The organism is Paraburkholderia sp. GAS32 (genome assembly GCF_050434225.1).
Lineage (GTDB): Bacteria > Pseudomonadota > Gammaproteobacteria > Burkholderiales > Burkholderiaceae > Paraburkholderia > Paraburkholderia madseniana.
The window spans coordinates 22,328-37,283 of sequence record NZ_JBNPVS010000003.1; the positions used below are offsets into that span (position 1 = coordinate 22,328).

A 14,956-nucleotide genomic window follows, 5' to 3' on the forward strand; every position below is an offset into this window, starting at 1 on the left:
TGAAAGCAAAGCGGATTTCACACGGGCCGGCCGGCTTCGGCTACGTCGCCCGCTTCTTCAGATATCCACTTCATGAAACGGTGGATGGGAAACATGCCGTCATGTGGATAGCCGCCGACGCCGTCCGAAATCGATTCGCCGAGCGTCACGATGCGCTGCACGCCGGCACATGCAAGCGCATCGCGTACTTCGACGACGCGATGCGGCGGATAAATGCCCACGGTCTGCGTTGCCACGGTGGCAAAGCGGGTGGCATCACGCAGGCTTTGCACCGGCACGACATTCACGGTTTTGCAGATGGGATGGAAGTCCACCCGCTCGTCCGACCTGACGACGAGGCCCTTGCCGTCGTATCCCCCGAACACGCGATAAAGGGGTTCCATTTCGCGCAATACGTCGACTGCCTCGCGGATGTCGGCCGGTACGACAGGACCCTGGCCGTCGCCATAGCGAAAGTCTTCGCCAAGCGCGGCTGCCAGATGTTCGCAATAGCGGTCGGCGTCCTCCTCATTGCCTTCTATGAACTGGTAGCGGCTCGCGTTGCACGCATCCTGATTGAACGATTGCACGTCGGCTGCACCGGCACGTGCCACCTGCTTCAGCAATTCGTCAGAGGCAAACGCTTCCCGGCCGATCAGCGAGATCGATACCTTGGGGTCGAATGCGACCAGTTCGAGACCGGGGCCCGCGTAACGCATCGCGTGGCGCACGGCGCTTTCGCCGCCCCACACGACAAGCTTGTCGAAATACTGCGGGCGATACAGGATCGACTCGACGTTTTCGTCGCCACCGCGCCAGTAAGCTGCCGAAAACGACTGTGTCAACGGATGTGCCGGGTCGATCTCGGCCATCGTGCGCAGAATGGCGGTCGCGGTGAACAAATCGTTGGACGGCAGTTTCAGCAGATGCACGCCTTTGGTCAGTGCCGCGCGCATCACCGTCATCGCCGCCACCATCGGCGAATTACCGGCAAGTATGTGAACCAGTCTGGGCGGAAATGCGCGCAGACGGCTTGGGCGGCCACGCAATGTGCGCGGCACCCAGCCGTCAATGAAGCCGGCTTCGCCGAGGCTGAGGCGCACTTCATCTTCGATCACGCTGCGGGAAAACAGGTTCGGGATATCGCGGTAGCAATTCTCCAGAATTCGACGCCCGAGTGGGCTCACTTCGATCATCGATTCGAGTGCCTGTTGCATCAGCTGGTTCACGTCCAGATGCAGCCGCGGACCGAGCTCGACGAGGAAATCGGTGACTTGTGCAATCGGCAGATCGAATGCCGGACCCGCCTGCGCACGGGGCCAGACGAGATCGTCGAGATCTATCGCTGGCGTGCAGAATCCTTTGCCAAGATCGCGCGATACGTGCGTGACTGTATAGCCCACTACCGTTCGCCCGCGATAGACGTGCGGCACAGGCAAGGCCGCGGTGGCGTCACATTGCGGCGATGGCCCGGTTTCCCGGGTTGCTGATTCGACGTGATCCATGTGGTACTCCTGCGCGATTGAATGCAAATATATGCACGACATTCAGAAAGTGCAACGAATATTGTCGTGTGGTTTTCCCCAAGTTGTTAGCGGTCGACTCCACGCGCGACGATGCAACATCCCCGGCGGGAGATGAGGTTGGAAGACCTGATGAGACCCTTCGTCACGAACCAGGTCTGGCATTTGTTTGCGCTGATAATGCAACTAGTAGTTGCATTAAATTGAGCTTAAGACTAGACTCAAACTCCGAGCGCCGCGGGCGGGATATCGACCGCACGAACGAGCCGCGACGAACAATAAGGAGACGAAATGACCCCAGTACTGGAAGCTGGTGTGCTGCCGGCCATGCAGGAACTGCACGTATCGAACGATATTCTCGACAACCGCGTGGCACTTGAGGCTGCCTGGGAACGTGATGGCTACTGGTTCTTCCGGGGTGTACTGGATACGGAGGCGGTCGAGCGCTTGCGTAGCAAATTTCTGGAGGAGATCGCGCAGCTCGGCGTGATTGCCCCAGGCGACCCGATCGCTCGCTACAGCGGCAAAAGTCTCAGCGAATTTCCGTTCCGTATGGAACCGCTCGCGGCACGCAAGATATGGAAGCCATTCGTTGCGGAGCCGGCCATCCATCGCTTCTTCACCAGACTGCTTGCCGACGAGCCGTTCTGGATTCCGACTGTGGAATACCGCGCGACGCCGCCGGCACAGGATCGCTCCCGTCCCCGCTTCGATTACGTTCATCAGGACGGCTTCTACAACGCGGGCATACCGTTCCTCATCTGCTGGATCCCGCTCGCGGAAATTGATGCGGATGTCGGCGGGCTGGTACTTGCCGAAGGGCTGCATAAAGGGCCCTATTTGCATGATCTCTCGCAGCCGCCGCTGTTTCCGATCCCCGATGGCGCAGTACCCGCGAACGCGTGGCGTCGCACGACTTATCGCCCAGGTGATGTGGTCATCATGCATTTGAACACTCCGCATACCGGTGTGGCGAATTACTCGGATCGCTTCCGGCTCTCCATGGACATCCGGGTGATGGCGGCGTCCGGTAACACGCCGATCGTCGGCAATATCACCTCGATCACGCAGCGCGAGGTGGCAGTGCAGGGCGAAGATGGCCGCAGTGGAACGTTTACGTTCGATGAAAGTACGTATAGCCGCGGTCTCGATGGCGGCAAGGTACCGCTCGATGAAATCCCCATGCGCTTTCACCCCGGTGACGAGGTTATTCTGGCGTCTCATGAAGGTCGCGTAACAGTCTTGCGTCCTCCTCATTGATTGTTCATCGGTTTACTTCATATTGGGTAACGAGATGCCTTATCCAAAAACATTCCATCAGCGTCTTGCGGGTAAGGTCGCGATCGTGACGGGTGCCGGTTCGCAAGGTCACGGCGTCGGCACGGGCAAGGCGATTGCCTGCGTTTTCGCGCGTGAAGGTGCGTCGGTGTGCCTCGTCGACCAGCACGAGGCGCGAGCCGCCGAGACGCTTGCGATGATTCATGAGGTGGGCGGCAATGCGTTTGTCTGTGCTGCCGATGTCACCGACAGTGATGCCTGCGCGCGTATCGTGGCCGCCACGGTCGAACGTTACGGCGCGCTCCACGTGCTGGTGAACAACGTCGGCGTGGCAGGCGCGGGCGGCCGCTTTGATAATCTCGACGAGGCTTCGTGGGATCGCATCATCGACGTGAATCTGAAGAGTGCGTTTCTGATGAGCCGCAGCGCGGCACCGCGACTGATCGCGGATGGAGGCGGCTCGGTGGTCAATGTCAGTTCGACCGCGGGGATCCGGAGTCATGGGTCGGCCGCCTATGGGTCGTCAAAGGCCGGCATGATTGCTTTGACGCGAGAATTGGCGGTCGCGTATGGACGCGACGGCATGCGCGCCAATGCGATTGCGCCGGGTCATATCCTCACGCCGATGGTCGAATCCATGCTGGACGACGAGAGCAGGGAGCGGCGCCGGAAGATCGCGCCGCTCGGCATCGAAGGAGACGCATGGGACGTCGCATCGGCCGCGTTGTTCCTCGCCAGCGACGAAGCGCGCTTCATTACCGGCGCGTGTCTTCCGGTCGATGGCGGCGTGACGGAGATCGCGGCGCTTTGCGCTTATGAATTGATGCAGCTGTAAAGAGTCGGTCAACTCCCGTTGACCTGCCTGCGCAGGTCGGGCTTTCGAACCTTTCCGGAGGCTGTGCGCGGTAACTCTGCAACGATATAAAGACTTTCCGGAGTCTTCTGACGTGCTACGCCAGCCTCGGAGAAATGCTTTTGTACAGAGGCGAGGTCAAGAAACGCGCCTTGTTGAAGCACAACCACAGCGCACACTTTTTCGCCGTACCGTGAGTCGTTTTGGCCGACGACGGCTACGTCCCGTATCGCCGGATGCGTGGCAAGTACACGCTCGACCTCTTGCGATGAGATGTTCTCGCCACTGCGAATCACAATGTCTTTCTTGCGATCGGTGATCGTGAGGCAGTTTGCCGAATCGAGCTTGCCGATGTCGCCCGTGCGAAACCAGCCATCGGCGGTTAACGCATTTGCGTTGAGCGTCGGGTCGGTGTAGCCGACGAACAGATCGGGACCCTTGGTCAGGATCTCCCCCTGACTACCGAGCGGTAACGCTCGATCCATCTCGTCCACGATGCGCACCAGGCTGCCAGGTTGAACGCGCCCATCCGTGCAAGCGCGCTCCTCGAAGGAGCTATCGCGCCAGCCGATGCTGACCGTCGAGTGTTCCGTTAGCCCATAAGCGCGAGTGCCCGCGAAGCCGGCGCGGTCCGCCAGTTCGATATGTTCGGGGGTGACGCCGGTTCCTCCCAGACCGTAGGCCGCGAGAGACGAGAGGTCGCGTCCTTCGAGCCGGGCCGCCTCCAGCAGACCTTGCAGATGGAAGGGCGTGCCACCGGAGAGGCGAACCCGGTAGCGCTCGATCAGCTCGGCTGCGAGCGATGCATTCCAGCGGTCCGTGAACACCATCTCCGTAGCGGTCACGAAGGGGCGCAGCAGAAAATTGAAACCGGCGATGTGACCGGCAGGGAAGGGGGTGAAATAGGGCCCGGAGCCGTCGATGAAGGGGATGGACCATTCGGCGCCGACGGTCTGGTGCGTGTGTTGGACACCCTTTGGCGCCGCCGTGGTGCCCGACGTATAGAGCAGCAAGCAGACATCCTGTGGCTGTGGAAGCGGCGAATATAGGTCGATCGCCGATGCTTGCGAAAGCGCTTCAACGGCCGCGAGCGTGATGCCGTTGCGTGGCGTGCGATTGCCAACGACGATGACGCGTTCCAGATCGGGCAGGCTGCCAAGTGCATCGACGCGTTCCAGGAAATCGATCCCGCGCCAGCGCTCGGGCACGCACAGAAATCGGGCCCGCGAATCCCGCAAGATGAAACCGACTTCGGCAGGCCCGTAGATATGTACGATCGGCACCAGTACCGCGCCGACTTCCAGCGCCGCCAGGTAGAGTACAGCGGTCTCCCGTCGCGTCGGCAATTGCATGGCGATAGCGTCGCCGGCTCGCAGGCCGAGAGCACGCAACCCGTTGGCGATGCGCGTCGCCGCGCTGAGCAGTTCTAGCGTGGTGACGCTCGCGACGCCTTCTTCGGTATGAAAGTGCAGCCGTGTCTCAGGATGAGCCTGCACAGCTCTCGCCAGCAGCACATTCAGCGGGACCTCAGGTTTCCAGTCGGTGCGACTGGCGGCGTTGTTCATGTCGACGACTCCAGTAAATCCCGCAAAACATCGACCCTGACGTCACGTTTGTCATGACCAGGGCCCGGACCTAAGGCGGATTAGGTAAGGTTAGCATCTCTGATCGACTGGACACGTGTACCTTGATTACGGTGCCGTTGCCAGGCGAGCTGGTGACGTCAAGCTCGCCACCCAGCATCAATACACGTTCCTTCATGCCCGCTAACCCAAAGGACTTCTTGCGGATCACCACGGGATCAAATCCGCGACCGTCATCGCGCACTTCCAGCAGACACTCGTCCCCCTTTTGCTCCAGCGTAATGAATACCTGTTGTGCGTCGGCATGTCGCGTGACATTGGTGAGTGCCTCCTGGACGATCCGGAACATCGCAACGGCCCGCTCTTCGGCCAGATCCGGAATTTCTTTCGGCACGCTCAGGCGGCAGGTCGTCTGACCCTGCTGCGAAAATTCGGCAGCCAGCCACTCGAGCGCCGCGGCGATACCCGCGTCGAGCACCGCGGGACGCAGCGAGGTCACGACGTTGCGTAGCACCTGCATCGTCTTATCGGACAGGAGCAATATCTTCTGAACCTGCTCGCCGAGGTCAGGATTGTCCTGGCCGAATCGCACGCGCAGGGTGGAGACACCCATGCGAAGGGCGGTCAGGTGCTGGCCGAGTTCGTCGTGCATCTCGCGGGCAATACGCTTGCGCTCTTCTTCGCGCGCCGTTTCGCGGCGCGAAGTGAGTTCGCGCAACAACTCGTAAGACTCATGCAAGCGCTGCTCGGCTTCCTTGCGCTCGGAGATATCGCGCCAGATAGTCAATACGCTCTGGACTACGCCCTTTGCGTCGTACTCGGGTACAGCATGGGCGTACCAGCAACGAGGCTCGCCGTGCCGGTTCCAGTTCACTTCGAATTTGGCCGCCACGCCGCTTTCCATGATCTCCTTGAGTTTCTCGTGAACCAGACGTGTTGCTTCGTCCGCTGCACCCATGACATTCGCGGGGTCGCCTAGCAGATCCTCGGCCTCGACGCCACTCACGCGCACGAACTCTGGATTGACATACGTACGGCGGCAGTTCCGGTCGTAGCGGACAATCGCATCCGGCGCATTCTCCGCAAGCGTGCGAAAGGCCCGTTCGCTGTCGCGCAATGCCAGTTCGGTCGTTCTCAGTTTCGTGATGTCGCGCCCAATGCCCAGCACGCTCACGACCTTGCCTTCGGCGTCTTTCTCCGGAAAATGCCGCGCCTCGAGTATGCGGACGTCATGGATGGTTTGCCATCGCGTTTCATCCTCGTTCGGCTGCCCCTCCAGAAACGCGCGTTGGATCTCCCGCTCGATACGCTCGGTTTGCTCCGCGTCGCTGGTGGGAAGCTCGCTCGCCCGCTTGCCGACCAGGGCGTCTTGCGGCAGCCCGTACGCCTGGGTGACGGCGGGATTGGCGTAGAGATACCGGCATTCACCGTCGAATCTGGCAATGAAGTCCGGGAAATTCTCGGTCATCGTGCGAAAGAGTTGCTCGCTTCGCTTCAATTCGTCGACGTCGCGACTGATGGCGAGCACGCTGGCAACCTTACCGTCGGGCGCAAATTCGGGAAGGATCCGCAGATGGCCCCAACGAATCCGTCCATCGACGTCGCGCAGCCGCACCTCGCCCGTCACTTCAGCACCTGTTTGCGCGACTTGCTGCAACTGCTTCATATACTGATCCGCGTCGAGAAACGTCGACCGTTCAGCCGGTGTCGTGCCGAGCAGGTCGGCGGCCGGCAGGCGCATCAACTCGAGAAGGGCCGGGTTAGCGTATATGCGGCGATAGTCGAGATCGTAACGGGCAATATAGTCAGGAGAATGCTCCACGACGGCGCGAAAGGCCTGTTCGCTCGCGTAGAGCCGCCGCTCCGCCTCCTTGCGCTCGGTGATATCGCGTGCGAGTGCCAGGTTGTATTCCTTGCCACCGTATTCGAAATGGCTGGCGTTGACCTGGACAAGAAGCAGGCTACCGTCCTTGCGGCGGTGCACGGTCTCGATGAAAAGCGAACCACCGCTCTCGCTCAGCGTCCGCCATGCCTCAGCCCACCTCTCAGCGCTCCAGTCGGGATCGATATCCGGCACCGTCATCTGCAACAGTTCTGTGTCGCTGTAGAGGAGCGTTCGGCAGGCTTCCTCGTTGACATAGACGAAGCGGCCGCTTTCATCGATCAGATAGGCGGCTTCACACACGCGATTGAGCGCAAAGCTCTTCAGGTTCAGGAGTTCATCACATTCGGCCAGCAAGCGCTCCAGATTCTCGCGGTCTTTGCGCAGAGCAGCATTTTCTCGTTCCAGTTCCTTGAGAATCGCCTCTGGCGCTGCGTCGCGTGTGGATTTCTTCATACATTGCTTACCGATAATCCTGCAAGACGCGGAACCACGCCTTCAGTCGGAACTTCAGCGCCAACTCGCCAAGCCGTTATGTCGCGAATGTTTTGCAGTTGACGAGGCACGGGTTAATGTTTGCACTCCAATCCTTAAGAAAACGACTCCCTAACCCAAACTATTACAATACGCTTCGGTATATTGACAAGCCAGTTGAATCACCTCTGGACGCCGGAAATGGGCAACAGGGTCGCGGTCGACGCGAGAGCACTTGTCGACGAGTGCGAGACGGATGCGTTGCATGGGAAAAATATACGCACGTCTGAGCGCCGAAGCGCGCGGCGTGATCTTTGCGATGAAGATGGAGAACTGCAGATCAAGCGAGATTGCGCCCGCTTTGCTGCGCTCGCGCAGCACGATCAGCCGGGAGTTGATGCGTAATGACTGGAAGCCGGAGCGAGCTGGTAGGCCTGTTAAGACAAGGGCGCAGTAGGCGCAAGCTGCGCACGCGAGGTGAGGACCGAAAGGGCAGGCTGATCGATCGCAGCACGCTGTTCGTGGTAACTGTCGGAAGCAAGCGGACTACTCCGAATCAACCCGGATAGATCCCCGTAAACCGGAGGCGCAGCCGAAGCGAACGCATAAAGTTTCAGCCATTCGCTGTAACCCCGTACCAGAAAGACTCCTGAGCGTTCTATGTACTGCTGCCGGGACGTTTCATAAACCGTCCGAAGTGCAAACCACGGAACATGCGGCAAGTCGTGGTGCACGAGATGGTAGTTGTTGTTCAGGAACAGCAGCCGCCAGAACCATCCCGCTTCGTTGATGACGGTGCGATGCTCGTGAGCATGTGCCACCCGATGCTCCTGAAACGAGCGGATTGAACCTAACGACAACGACCCATAACCCGCGCCGACGATAAACGCCCAGGCGGGAATTACGCAGACGCGTTGAAGCCACACCGTCAGCGCGGCTAACGCAACCAGATGCGCGACCCACATCGGCACATAACGCAAATCACCACGTTTGATACTGCGGAATTCATCGACACCCGTTGCCGCTATGGCAAAAGCCGGCCCGACTAGCAGGCGGCCGATAAACGTATTGCGGAAGGTCAGCAGCGCGCGAATCGCCAAACCCGCACGTTGCCACACGCGCTGACTGACGAAGTAGCTTTCGGGATCGCACTCAGGAAGCGTCAGATGCGGGTCGTCGTGATGCTGAAGATGCGAATCACGATAGACGCTGTACGGAAACCACACCGCGAGCGGCGCGAATCCCAATAGTGCGTTGACGAACGGCCAACGCGTCGGATGGCCGTGCAGCAACTCATGTTGCAGGGACATGTACCACGCACCCAGCAACGCCAGCAGCACAGTGGTCAGCGGCAGGCCGAGCCCACGCGCATGCGTTGCCACACCGAACCATCCACCGTAGATTGTAGCGATCAGCAGCCACGTCGGCCATTGCGTGCGCCATGTCCAGCTTACAGCCTGTTTGGCGAGTGTTTTACGTTGCGTGTCGTTGAGATAAATCGCCATCGGCTGGATCGGTCGGAATGCAGGTTTAGACCGATCCTACGGACCAATTCACGCGACTAGAACCATTTTGTTCAGCAATGCATCTGCGCATATGTGCAAAAGCGGGGGGGCACATCGCCAGCCCTTGCGCAGCGCCAAGCCGCTAGCACCCGGCGCGCCGACCGCCGTGCAAGGTCCTCGCGGATACTGTCCGGGCGATCGGTAACAGACGCTTATTTATCGTCCGCCACGCGGCAAGCGTGATCGAGCAAGCCTTCCGCCGAGCCGCTGCCGTTGCCGACGTCGAGGCCGCTATTCACGACGAGCCAGCCGTCCTTCTCCGCCGACGGCCCCGCACCCGTCACGAGGATGGTTTGCATGGCCATCGCCGCAGCGCCTCTGTTATCACGCGCGACGATGCGAAACGGATTACTCGCCTGAGTGAGCGAGGTGACGCGCATGATCCGGTAGCGCTGGCCGTCGAGCGTATCCCAGCGCCACTCGCCAGGTGTGTCCTTCGCGTGACGCGCCAAGGCGTCGCTCACCTTGCTGAGCATGCAATCGATATGGATATGCAGTTGGTTTTGCGTGCGGCGGAATTGCGAGTTGATCTCGATGCCGAGTTGATTGTCGGGCAAGGATCGCTTGACGGACTTATCGACGTAGAGCCGCGACACCCACGCGTCGTCCCAGTAGTCTTGTGCATTCGGCGCAAGCACGAATGGGCTTTCTATGCCGGTGACGCGGTCGGTTGGAATCAGCAGATGCTGTGAGCGGCCGACAATATCCTTCAGGATCACATAACGTTTGTCGAGATCGACGACCGTGCATTGGCCCGGCGTGCCGGTGGCCTGTTGCGAGGGCACGCAGCGCATATCGACAATTTTCCAGAGCGCGTTCGAATCGACTGTAGCAAGACGCGCGCAGGAGACGGCGGTGAAGGCGACCGCCAATGCGGCGGCGGTGCGCAGAATAGTTTGGCGAATGCGGGCGGGTTTGGGTACGGTCATCGGCATGCGGATCGGCGGTTTTTACTGGCGTGTTCAGCGACATCTTCATTGGCACCTTCGACGGCATTTTCAAAGCCGTCAAAGCACCGGCGCTGGCAGCACGCCGAGCAATTGTTCGAAGGCGACGCCGATCGCCAGCAGCCGCCGGTCCTCGCCGAGCGGGCCATCCAGTTCCAGGCCGACCGGCAGGCCGCCGGCAGTCATCCCAGCCGCCAGCGACAAGCCCGGAATGCCGGACGTGCTGGCCGGGTCGGTATTGCGCAGGAACGCGTCCATCGTATCGATTGGCGCGGCGCCATCGATCGATACCGTCGACGAGCCGTGCAGGTCGTCGATCGGCACCGCAGCGAGGCGCGTGGTGGGGAACAGCAGCGCATCGAGACGCTCGTCCGCGAAAGTCGCCGCGACATACTGCTGCAAGCGCGGCCGCCATTGCTTCAGCGCTGCGTCGTAATGAGCGCCGAGTACGTCGGCGAGCACGCCGTCGTAGATCGCGCGCACGTCAGGGCTCGCGATGCGGGCTGCCATTTCTCTGACTGTCTTTACCGGCGCGTTATTGGCGACGAGCCAGGCGAGCACGTCCTCGCGCGGCTCGTGGATCGCGATCGGTCCGCCGACGTGGCTGTTCAAGGTCTCCAGTTCGCTCATCGCTACAGGCACGAAGGTGACGCCTGCTGCTTCGAGGCGGCGCAAGGCGGCGCGTGCAACGTCTTCCACCTGGTGTTCGAGCCCTTCCCAGAGCGGCTCGGGCAGGCCGATGCGCAAACCGTTCAGCGTGAGCGCGGGCAACGGTCCCGTTCCGGTGATCACGCCGTCGAGCAAAGCGATATCGGCAACCGTGCGCGCCATCGGCCCCACCGTATCGCGCGTATGGCTGATCGGCACGACCGCATCCGGGTCGTGATAACGCCGTTCGGCCCCACCGTTACCAACCGACGGACGAAACCCCGCAATGCCGGTCAACGCAGCCGGAATGCGAGTCGAGCCGCCGGTGTCGGTGCCCAGACCGGCGGGCACGATGCGCGCGGCGATCGCGGCAGCGGTGCCGCCCGACGAACCGCCGGGAATCAGCGTGGGGTCGTACGGATTGCGCACCGGCCCGGCGTGCGTGGCGAAGTTCGTGCTGGTGATGCCGAACGCGAGTTCGTGCATGTTGGCTTTGCCGAGGATGATCGCGCCGGCATCGAGAAGCCGTTGTACTGAAGGCGCGTTCGTCTTCGGTACGAAGCCTTCCAAAGCGGGCGTGCCCGCCGAGGTCTGCAAACCGGCTGTGTTGATGTTGTCCTTCACGACGATGGGCAAACCGGCGAGCGGCAATTGCGCTTTTGCTTCGGGCGGCAATGCATCGATGCGCTGCGCGGCGGCCAGCGCGCCGTCGAGGTCGAGCGTGGTGAGCGCATTGAGGCTCGAGAGCGACGCCGCGCGCGCTAGCAGCGTGGCCATATAGTCGGCGGCCTTGATGCGCCCGGACTGGATCGCGGCGACCGCTTCGGTTGCGGTTAGGGCCAACTGTTGATCGACGGTCCATGTCATCGCAGGCGTCTCCTTTAACTGAGGTATCGCCTATTCTGGCACAGCCGCTTAAGAATCGACGCCGGGTGGCGCAAGGTGGCCTGCGTTTGCCGGCTCGCGGGGTGGACGGTCTTCTCTGGTTCTGCGCGCGAGACCGGCGTGACCGCCTGGGTGTTATCGGACGAGTCTGCCGGCGTTACTTGCGGCTGTCGATCCACATGCGTCCCCAACGGAACGCATAGGCGAGCGCGTGCTCTTCGTCGAAGAAGTAGTCGAGTGCGTCGAACGAATAAGCCTGGCCCTGGCTTGCAGACGTTTTCTCGATGGTCAGGTTGGCGGCGAACAGGCCGTTGGGCAGCAGTTGCGCAGCCGGTGCGACTTCGTAGCCCTTGTAGCGGATATTTGAATTCATGGTCGTGGCAGTGAGTGTGCCCGCGTGTATTGCTGAGGAGCCGGCGCGCGGGACGCAACCCTGTGCGTCAGGCAACCGGTGAGTGAGCGGGCAGGATCAAGCGTAGGCCGCGCCGCGCAGCGGGTGAACCAATCTTTCGTCGTAAGCAAATCAGCGAGGTTCGGGAACGGTCTTCAGGAGGCCGGATCGGACGATAGTCGCAGCGTTCGAACACACTATCCGGCGTTGTGGGCGTACGGTCTGTTGTGTGGCGCACGGTTTGGGCGAGCGGAAACACGAGCGCGTTCGAACGCGCATGGCGCGGCTTGTCGGCCTTGAAAGTATCGTTGGAGGATGCTGCGGTTGGCGGGGAGAGGAGGCAAACGCACGCATGCGTCGAATGGTTCGTCGAGGCAGCGGGATGGCCGCCGGTTCAGTGCAAACGCGAGTGCGTCGAGGACCCGCAAGTGCGAGCGTGGATCCTCGACGCCGTACGCAAAGGCGCTAAACCGCGTGCAGCAACCGGGCGGGTTGCGCTTCCTTGACTGCATTGCCGAGCGGCGCGGCCGTCGGCGTGCGATGCGCGTTGAACGCCAGGGCGAATTGCGCGGCCTGCTGGCCGACCGTGGCGAGCTGATCGACGACCTTGGCGTCGGAACAGGTGTCGACGGTGTCGAAGCGCGTTTCCAGCGTGTTGATCCCGGCACCGAACGGCGTCGGCCAGCCGCGCAGCGCGTGGACGATCGAGCGCAGCGACGTCAGCACCGAGCCGGCAGCCTGCCAGCCGTAGGCGGTGACGATACAGCCGACCGCGCGGCCATCCAGATACGGCCGTTCATCGGCGCGCAGCTCCTCGAGCGTGTCGAGTGCGTTCTTGACGAGGCCCGAGACGCCGCCGTGATAGCCGGGCGTCGCGATGATCAGCGCGTCCGCATGGCGCACGGCTTCGATCAGCTCGAGCTGTTCGGCCGTGCGTTGAGGGTTTTCCGGAGCGTAGTGGGGCAGGCTATGCAGGAAGGTGCCGCCGAACAGGCGGGTATTCGCGCCCGCGGCTTCCGCGCCACGCAGCGCAAAGCCGAGTGCGCGCTCGGTCGACGCCGCCGCGCGTGTCGTGCCGCCGATGCCGATGACGAGCGGCCGGCGGTGATGGTCGAAACTGGTCAACGAAATGCTCCTTCGGTAGCGGCTCACGGGACGCTGGCGCGGGGCTGCGCGTAGACGAACCGGGGCGAACCGGACTTTGAAGTGTCATCTTAATGACCGCCGCGAGCCGGGCGAAGCGACTTTTTGTTCTAACGATATAACCGCGCGGGGTTATCGGCGGCTCAGTGGGTCGTCTGACGGATGCTTCGAAGCCGTTTTCGATCCACATACGCCGCCCGGTGCAATGCAGTTGAGGCCGCCCCGGATAAGCATATGGCGAACCATTGTTTGGGGGCGCGATGACACGCGGCTATGATCGAGTCGTCTCCTCCATGACATCTCCTTGACATGGGATTCGGCCTCGCCACTGGCGGGGCCTTTTTTTCGTCTGGCCTTTCAGTGGCGCCAGCGCTTGCCGCTTCACGATAAAGCCGTTTTTTGCATGCTACGATGGTCCGCAACGCGAATCACGGCGAGGTCGAACAAGCAATGGCAACCCTGTATGACACGCTTGGTGTGCACGCGCACGCCACGGACGAAGAAATCAAGCGGGCTTACCGCAAGGCCGCGATGAAATGGCATCCGGACCGCAACAACGGCGCCGAAGAAGTTGCGCGCGCTACCTTCCAGGAAATCAAGGACGCGTACGCGATCCTCTCCGACGCCGCACAGCGCAAGGTGTATGACGCGGTCTATGCCGAGCAGATGCGCGGCTGGGAAGCGCAGCGCACCCGCCAGCAAAAAGCACAGGCCGAACGTGAGGCGGCGGCGCGTGCCGCGGACGAAGCAGCCTACGCCGAGATGGTGTCGCTCGCCATGCGTTTCGCCGACGACGGCCACAATCGCGACGTGCTGTTCGGCGTGTTGCTAGGACGTCGATGCGAGGCGCAGCGGGCCGCGCAGGTCGCGGACAGCGTGTCGGCCTTGCAGGCGGCGCGGCGCGAGGCGGAGAAGGCGGAGGTCGCGGCCGAGGCGGCAGCAAAAGCGAAGGACGTCCCCGACGTTTCAGCCAAAGCGGAGGCAACGACGGTGAACGACGCCGCCGCCAATCGTGACGCACCAGGTAAGCACGCCAACCCAGGCAAGCACGAAGAAAGTGCCAGCGATGCTCATCCGGCCGGCGTACTGGGTGGACTCTGGTTCCAGTTCCTGAACGGCTTGCGGTTTTGAACAGACAGTTCTGGCCGGTAGACCCGAGACGTAGGCCGAATTGATATGGAGAGCGGCCTTCGGCGTTGGGATATCCGCTTCTAGAATCAAAGACATGTCCGTGACATGTGTCGTTCGAGCGTCGGCGTGAAGCGACGGCTCTTCATTGCCACGCATGCGGGTGGCGGACGCATCAGCACGTCGGGCACAGGTTGTATGTGTGCCCGCTGCTCCTCTCCTTGTTGCTGACTCTATTTCCCCGCGAAAGACCCGCTTCGCTTGACCTCCACGTTGCAGATTCCGAGAGGCACGACGGCCATGGTTACTTTTATTTTTGTCGTTGCGATGGCGGCGTTTATCCCGTACGTCGCAGCGCCCGGCATTGCGAACGGCGTCAAGTCGATCAGCGCGCAGCCTGCGGCGATGCTGTTCGAACCGTCACCGGCGGCGTCTGACGGCGCAAGCGACGCCGCGAACCGGATCGTGTCCGAACAGCGCGACAGCGGGGCTTCCGTATGAGGAGATGCCTGCGGCGCAGTTGTCGGCATAATGAAAGATTCGACTTTGCGCTGCTACACTTCGTCGCCAATACAGCGCGCGATACCCGTGGGTTGACCGTCCTGGTACAAATTCTTGTGGCGCAACAAATTACGTCATCGTAGTGTCACGAGGACGCAAGACTAGGCCGGCACAAT

General features: G+C 61.5%; 13 protein-coding genes. 5 read left to right on the plus strand and 8 right to left on the minus strand.

From position 1 onward, the window contains the following. Positions 1-17: 17 nt before the first annotated feature. Positions 18-1,484, minus strand: coding sequence for an acyl-CoA reductase (locus P3T25_RS04015; protein WP_429357553.1), 1,467 nt, complete (start codon positions 1,482-1,484; stop codon positions 18-20). A 333-nt stretch (positions 1,485-1,817) separates the two neighbouring features. Between P3T25_RS04015 and P3T25_RS04020 the strand changes: the two genes are divergently transcribed. Together P3T25_RS04020 and P3T25_RS04025 are read left to right on the plus strand one after the other, a co-directional pair. Beyond that, positions 1,818-2,762 (plus strand): phytanoyl-CoA dioxygenase family protein, encoded by a 945-nt coding sequence (locus tag P3T25_RS04020; RefSeq protein WP_429357554.1) that lies wholly within the window; start codon positions 1,818-1,820, stop codon positions 2,760-2,762. A gap of 34 nt (positions 2,763-2,796) precedes the next feature. Beyond that, positions 2,797-3,615 carry an SDR family NAD(P)-dependent oxidoreductase gene (locus tag P3T25_RS04025; RefSeq protein WP_429357555.1) on the plus strand — a complete coding sequence of 273 codons (819 nt, stop codon included), beginning with the start codon at positions 2,797-2,799 and terminating at the stop codon, positions 3,613-3,615. 8 nt (positions 3,616-3,623) lie between these two features. On the opposite strand, the gene P3T25_RS04030 is transcribed toward P3T25_RS04025, so the two are convergent. Next, entirely contained in the window at positions 3,624-5,198 is a 1,575-nt protein-coding gene (locus P3T25_RS04030; protein WP_429357556.1) for an AMP-binding protein, read from the minus strand. Positions 5,199-5,268: 70 nt separating this feature from the next. Continuing rightward, the gene (locus tag P3T25_RS04035; RefSeq protein ID WP_429357557.1) at positions 5,269-7,554 is read right to left on the minus strand and encodes a PAS domain-containing sensor histidine kinase; all 2,286 of its coding nucleotides are present in this window, start codon (positions 7,552-7,554) and stop codon (positions 5,269-5,271) included. A gap of 343 nt (positions 7,555-7,897) precedes the next feature. On the opposite strand from P3T25_RS04035, the gene P3T25_RS04040 reads away from it, so the two are divergent. Further along, complete coding sequence (locus P3T25_RS04040; protein ID WP_233468800.1) at positions 7,898-8,029, plus strand: helix-turn-helix domain-containing protein; 132 nt, start codon at positions 7,898-7,900, stop codon at positions 8,027-8,029. Here P3T25_RS04040 and P3T25_RS04045 read toward each other — a convergent pair. The 5 genes from P3T25_RS04045 to P3T25_RS04065 all read right to left on the minus strand — a co-directional run bounded on the left by P3T25_RS04045 (position 8,010) and on the right by P3T25_RS04065 (position 13,133). Continuing rightward, a complete protein-coding gene (locus P3T25_RS04045; RefSeq protein ID WP_429357558.1) occupies positions 8,010-9,077 on the minus strand; it encodes a fatty acid desaturase in 1,068 nt (355 codons plus the stop codon). The genes P3T25_RS04040 and P3T25_RS04045 overlap by 20 nt on opposite strands. Positions 9,078-9,289: 212 nt before the next feature. After that, entirely contained in the window at positions 9,290-10,072 is a 783-nt protein-coding gene (locus tag P3T25_RS04050; protein ID WP_429357559.1) for a CDP-diacylglycerol diphosphatase, read from the minus strand. Positions 10,073-10,144: 72 nt separating this feature from the next. Next, positions 10,145-11,599: an indoleacetamide hydrolase gene (gene iaaH, locus P3T25_RS04055; protein WP_266259738.1), complete on the minus strand. Its 1,455-nt coding sequence runs from the start codon at positions 11,597-11,599 to the stop codon at positions 10,145-10,147. A gap of 175 nt (positions 11,600-11,774) precedes the next feature. Then, positions 11,775-11,990: a transcriptional regulator gene (locus P3T25_RS04060; protein WP_154558403.1), complete on the minus strand. Its 216-nt coding sequence runs from the start codon at positions 11,988-11,990 to the stop codon at positions 11,775-11,777. A gap of 483 nt (positions 11,991-12,473) precedes the next feature. Next, on the minus strand, positions 12,474-13,133 hold the full coding sequence (locus P3T25_RS04065) for an NADPH-dependent FMN reductase (protein ID WP_429357560.1): 660 nt from the start codon (positions 13,131-13,133) through the stop codon (positions 12,474-12,476). A gap of 468 nt (positions 13,134-13,601) precedes the next feature. Here P3T25_RS04065 and P3T25_RS04070 point away from each other — a divergent pair, with 468 nt between their 5' ends. Then, positions 13,602-14,282, plus strand: coding sequence for a J domain-containing protein (locus tag P3T25_RS04070; RefSeq protein ID WP_429357561.1), 681 nt, complete (start codon positions 13,602-13,604; stop codon positions 14,280-14,282). Positions 14,283-14,579: 297 nt separating this feature from the next. Beyond that, a complete protein-coding gene (locus P3T25_RS04075) occupies positions 14,580-14,780 on the plus strand; it encodes a hypothetical protein (protein ID WP_171928825.1) in 201 nt (66 codons plus the stop codon). The last annotated feature ends 176 nt before the right edge of the window (positions 14,781-14,956 follow it).

Coding starts and splice junctions, on each gene's coding strand:
- P3T25_RS04015 (WP_429357553.1), bottom strand. CDS start 1,484: ATGGATCACGTCGAATCAGCAACCCGGGAAACCGGGCCATCGCCGCAA.
- P3T25_RS04025 (WP_429357555.1), top strand. CDS start 2,797: ATGCCTTATCCAAAAACATTCCATCAGCGTCTTGCGGGTAAGGTCGCG.
- P3T25_RS04030 (WP_429357556.1), bottom strand. CDS start 5,198: ATGAACAACGCCGCCAGTCGCACCGACTGGAAACCTGAGGTCCCGCTG.
- P3T25_RS04035 (WP_429357557.1), bottom strand. CDS start 7,554: ATGAAGAAATCCACACGCGACGCAGCGCCAGAGGCGATTCTCAAGGAA.
- P3T25_RS04040 (WP_233468800.1), top strand. CDS start 7,898: ATGGAGAACTGCAGATCAAGCGAGATTGCGCCCGCTTTGCTGCGCTCG.
- P3T25_RS04045 (WP_429357558.1), bottom strand. CDS start 9,077: ATGGCGATTTATCTCAACGACACGCAACGTAAAACACTCGCCAAACAG.
- P3T25_RS04050 (WP_429357559.1), bottom strand. CDS start 10,072: ATGCCGATGACCGTACCCAAACCCGCCCGCATTCGCCAAACTATTCTG.
- iaaH (WP_266259738.1), bottom strand. CDS start 11,599: ATGACATGGACCGTCGATCAACAGTTGGCCCTAACCGCAACCGAAGCG.
- P3T25_RS04060 (WP_154558403.1), bottom strand. CDS start 11,990: ATGAATTCAAATATCCGCTACAAGGGCTACGAAGTCGCACCGGCTGCG.
- P3T25_RS04070 (WP_429357561.1), top strand. CDS start 13,602: ATGGCAACCCTGTATGACACGCTTGGTGTGCACGCGCACGCCACGGAC.
- P3T25_RS04075 (WP_171928825.1), top strand. CDS start 14,580: ATGGTTACTTTTATTTTTGTCGTTGCGATGGCGGCGTTTATCCCGTAC.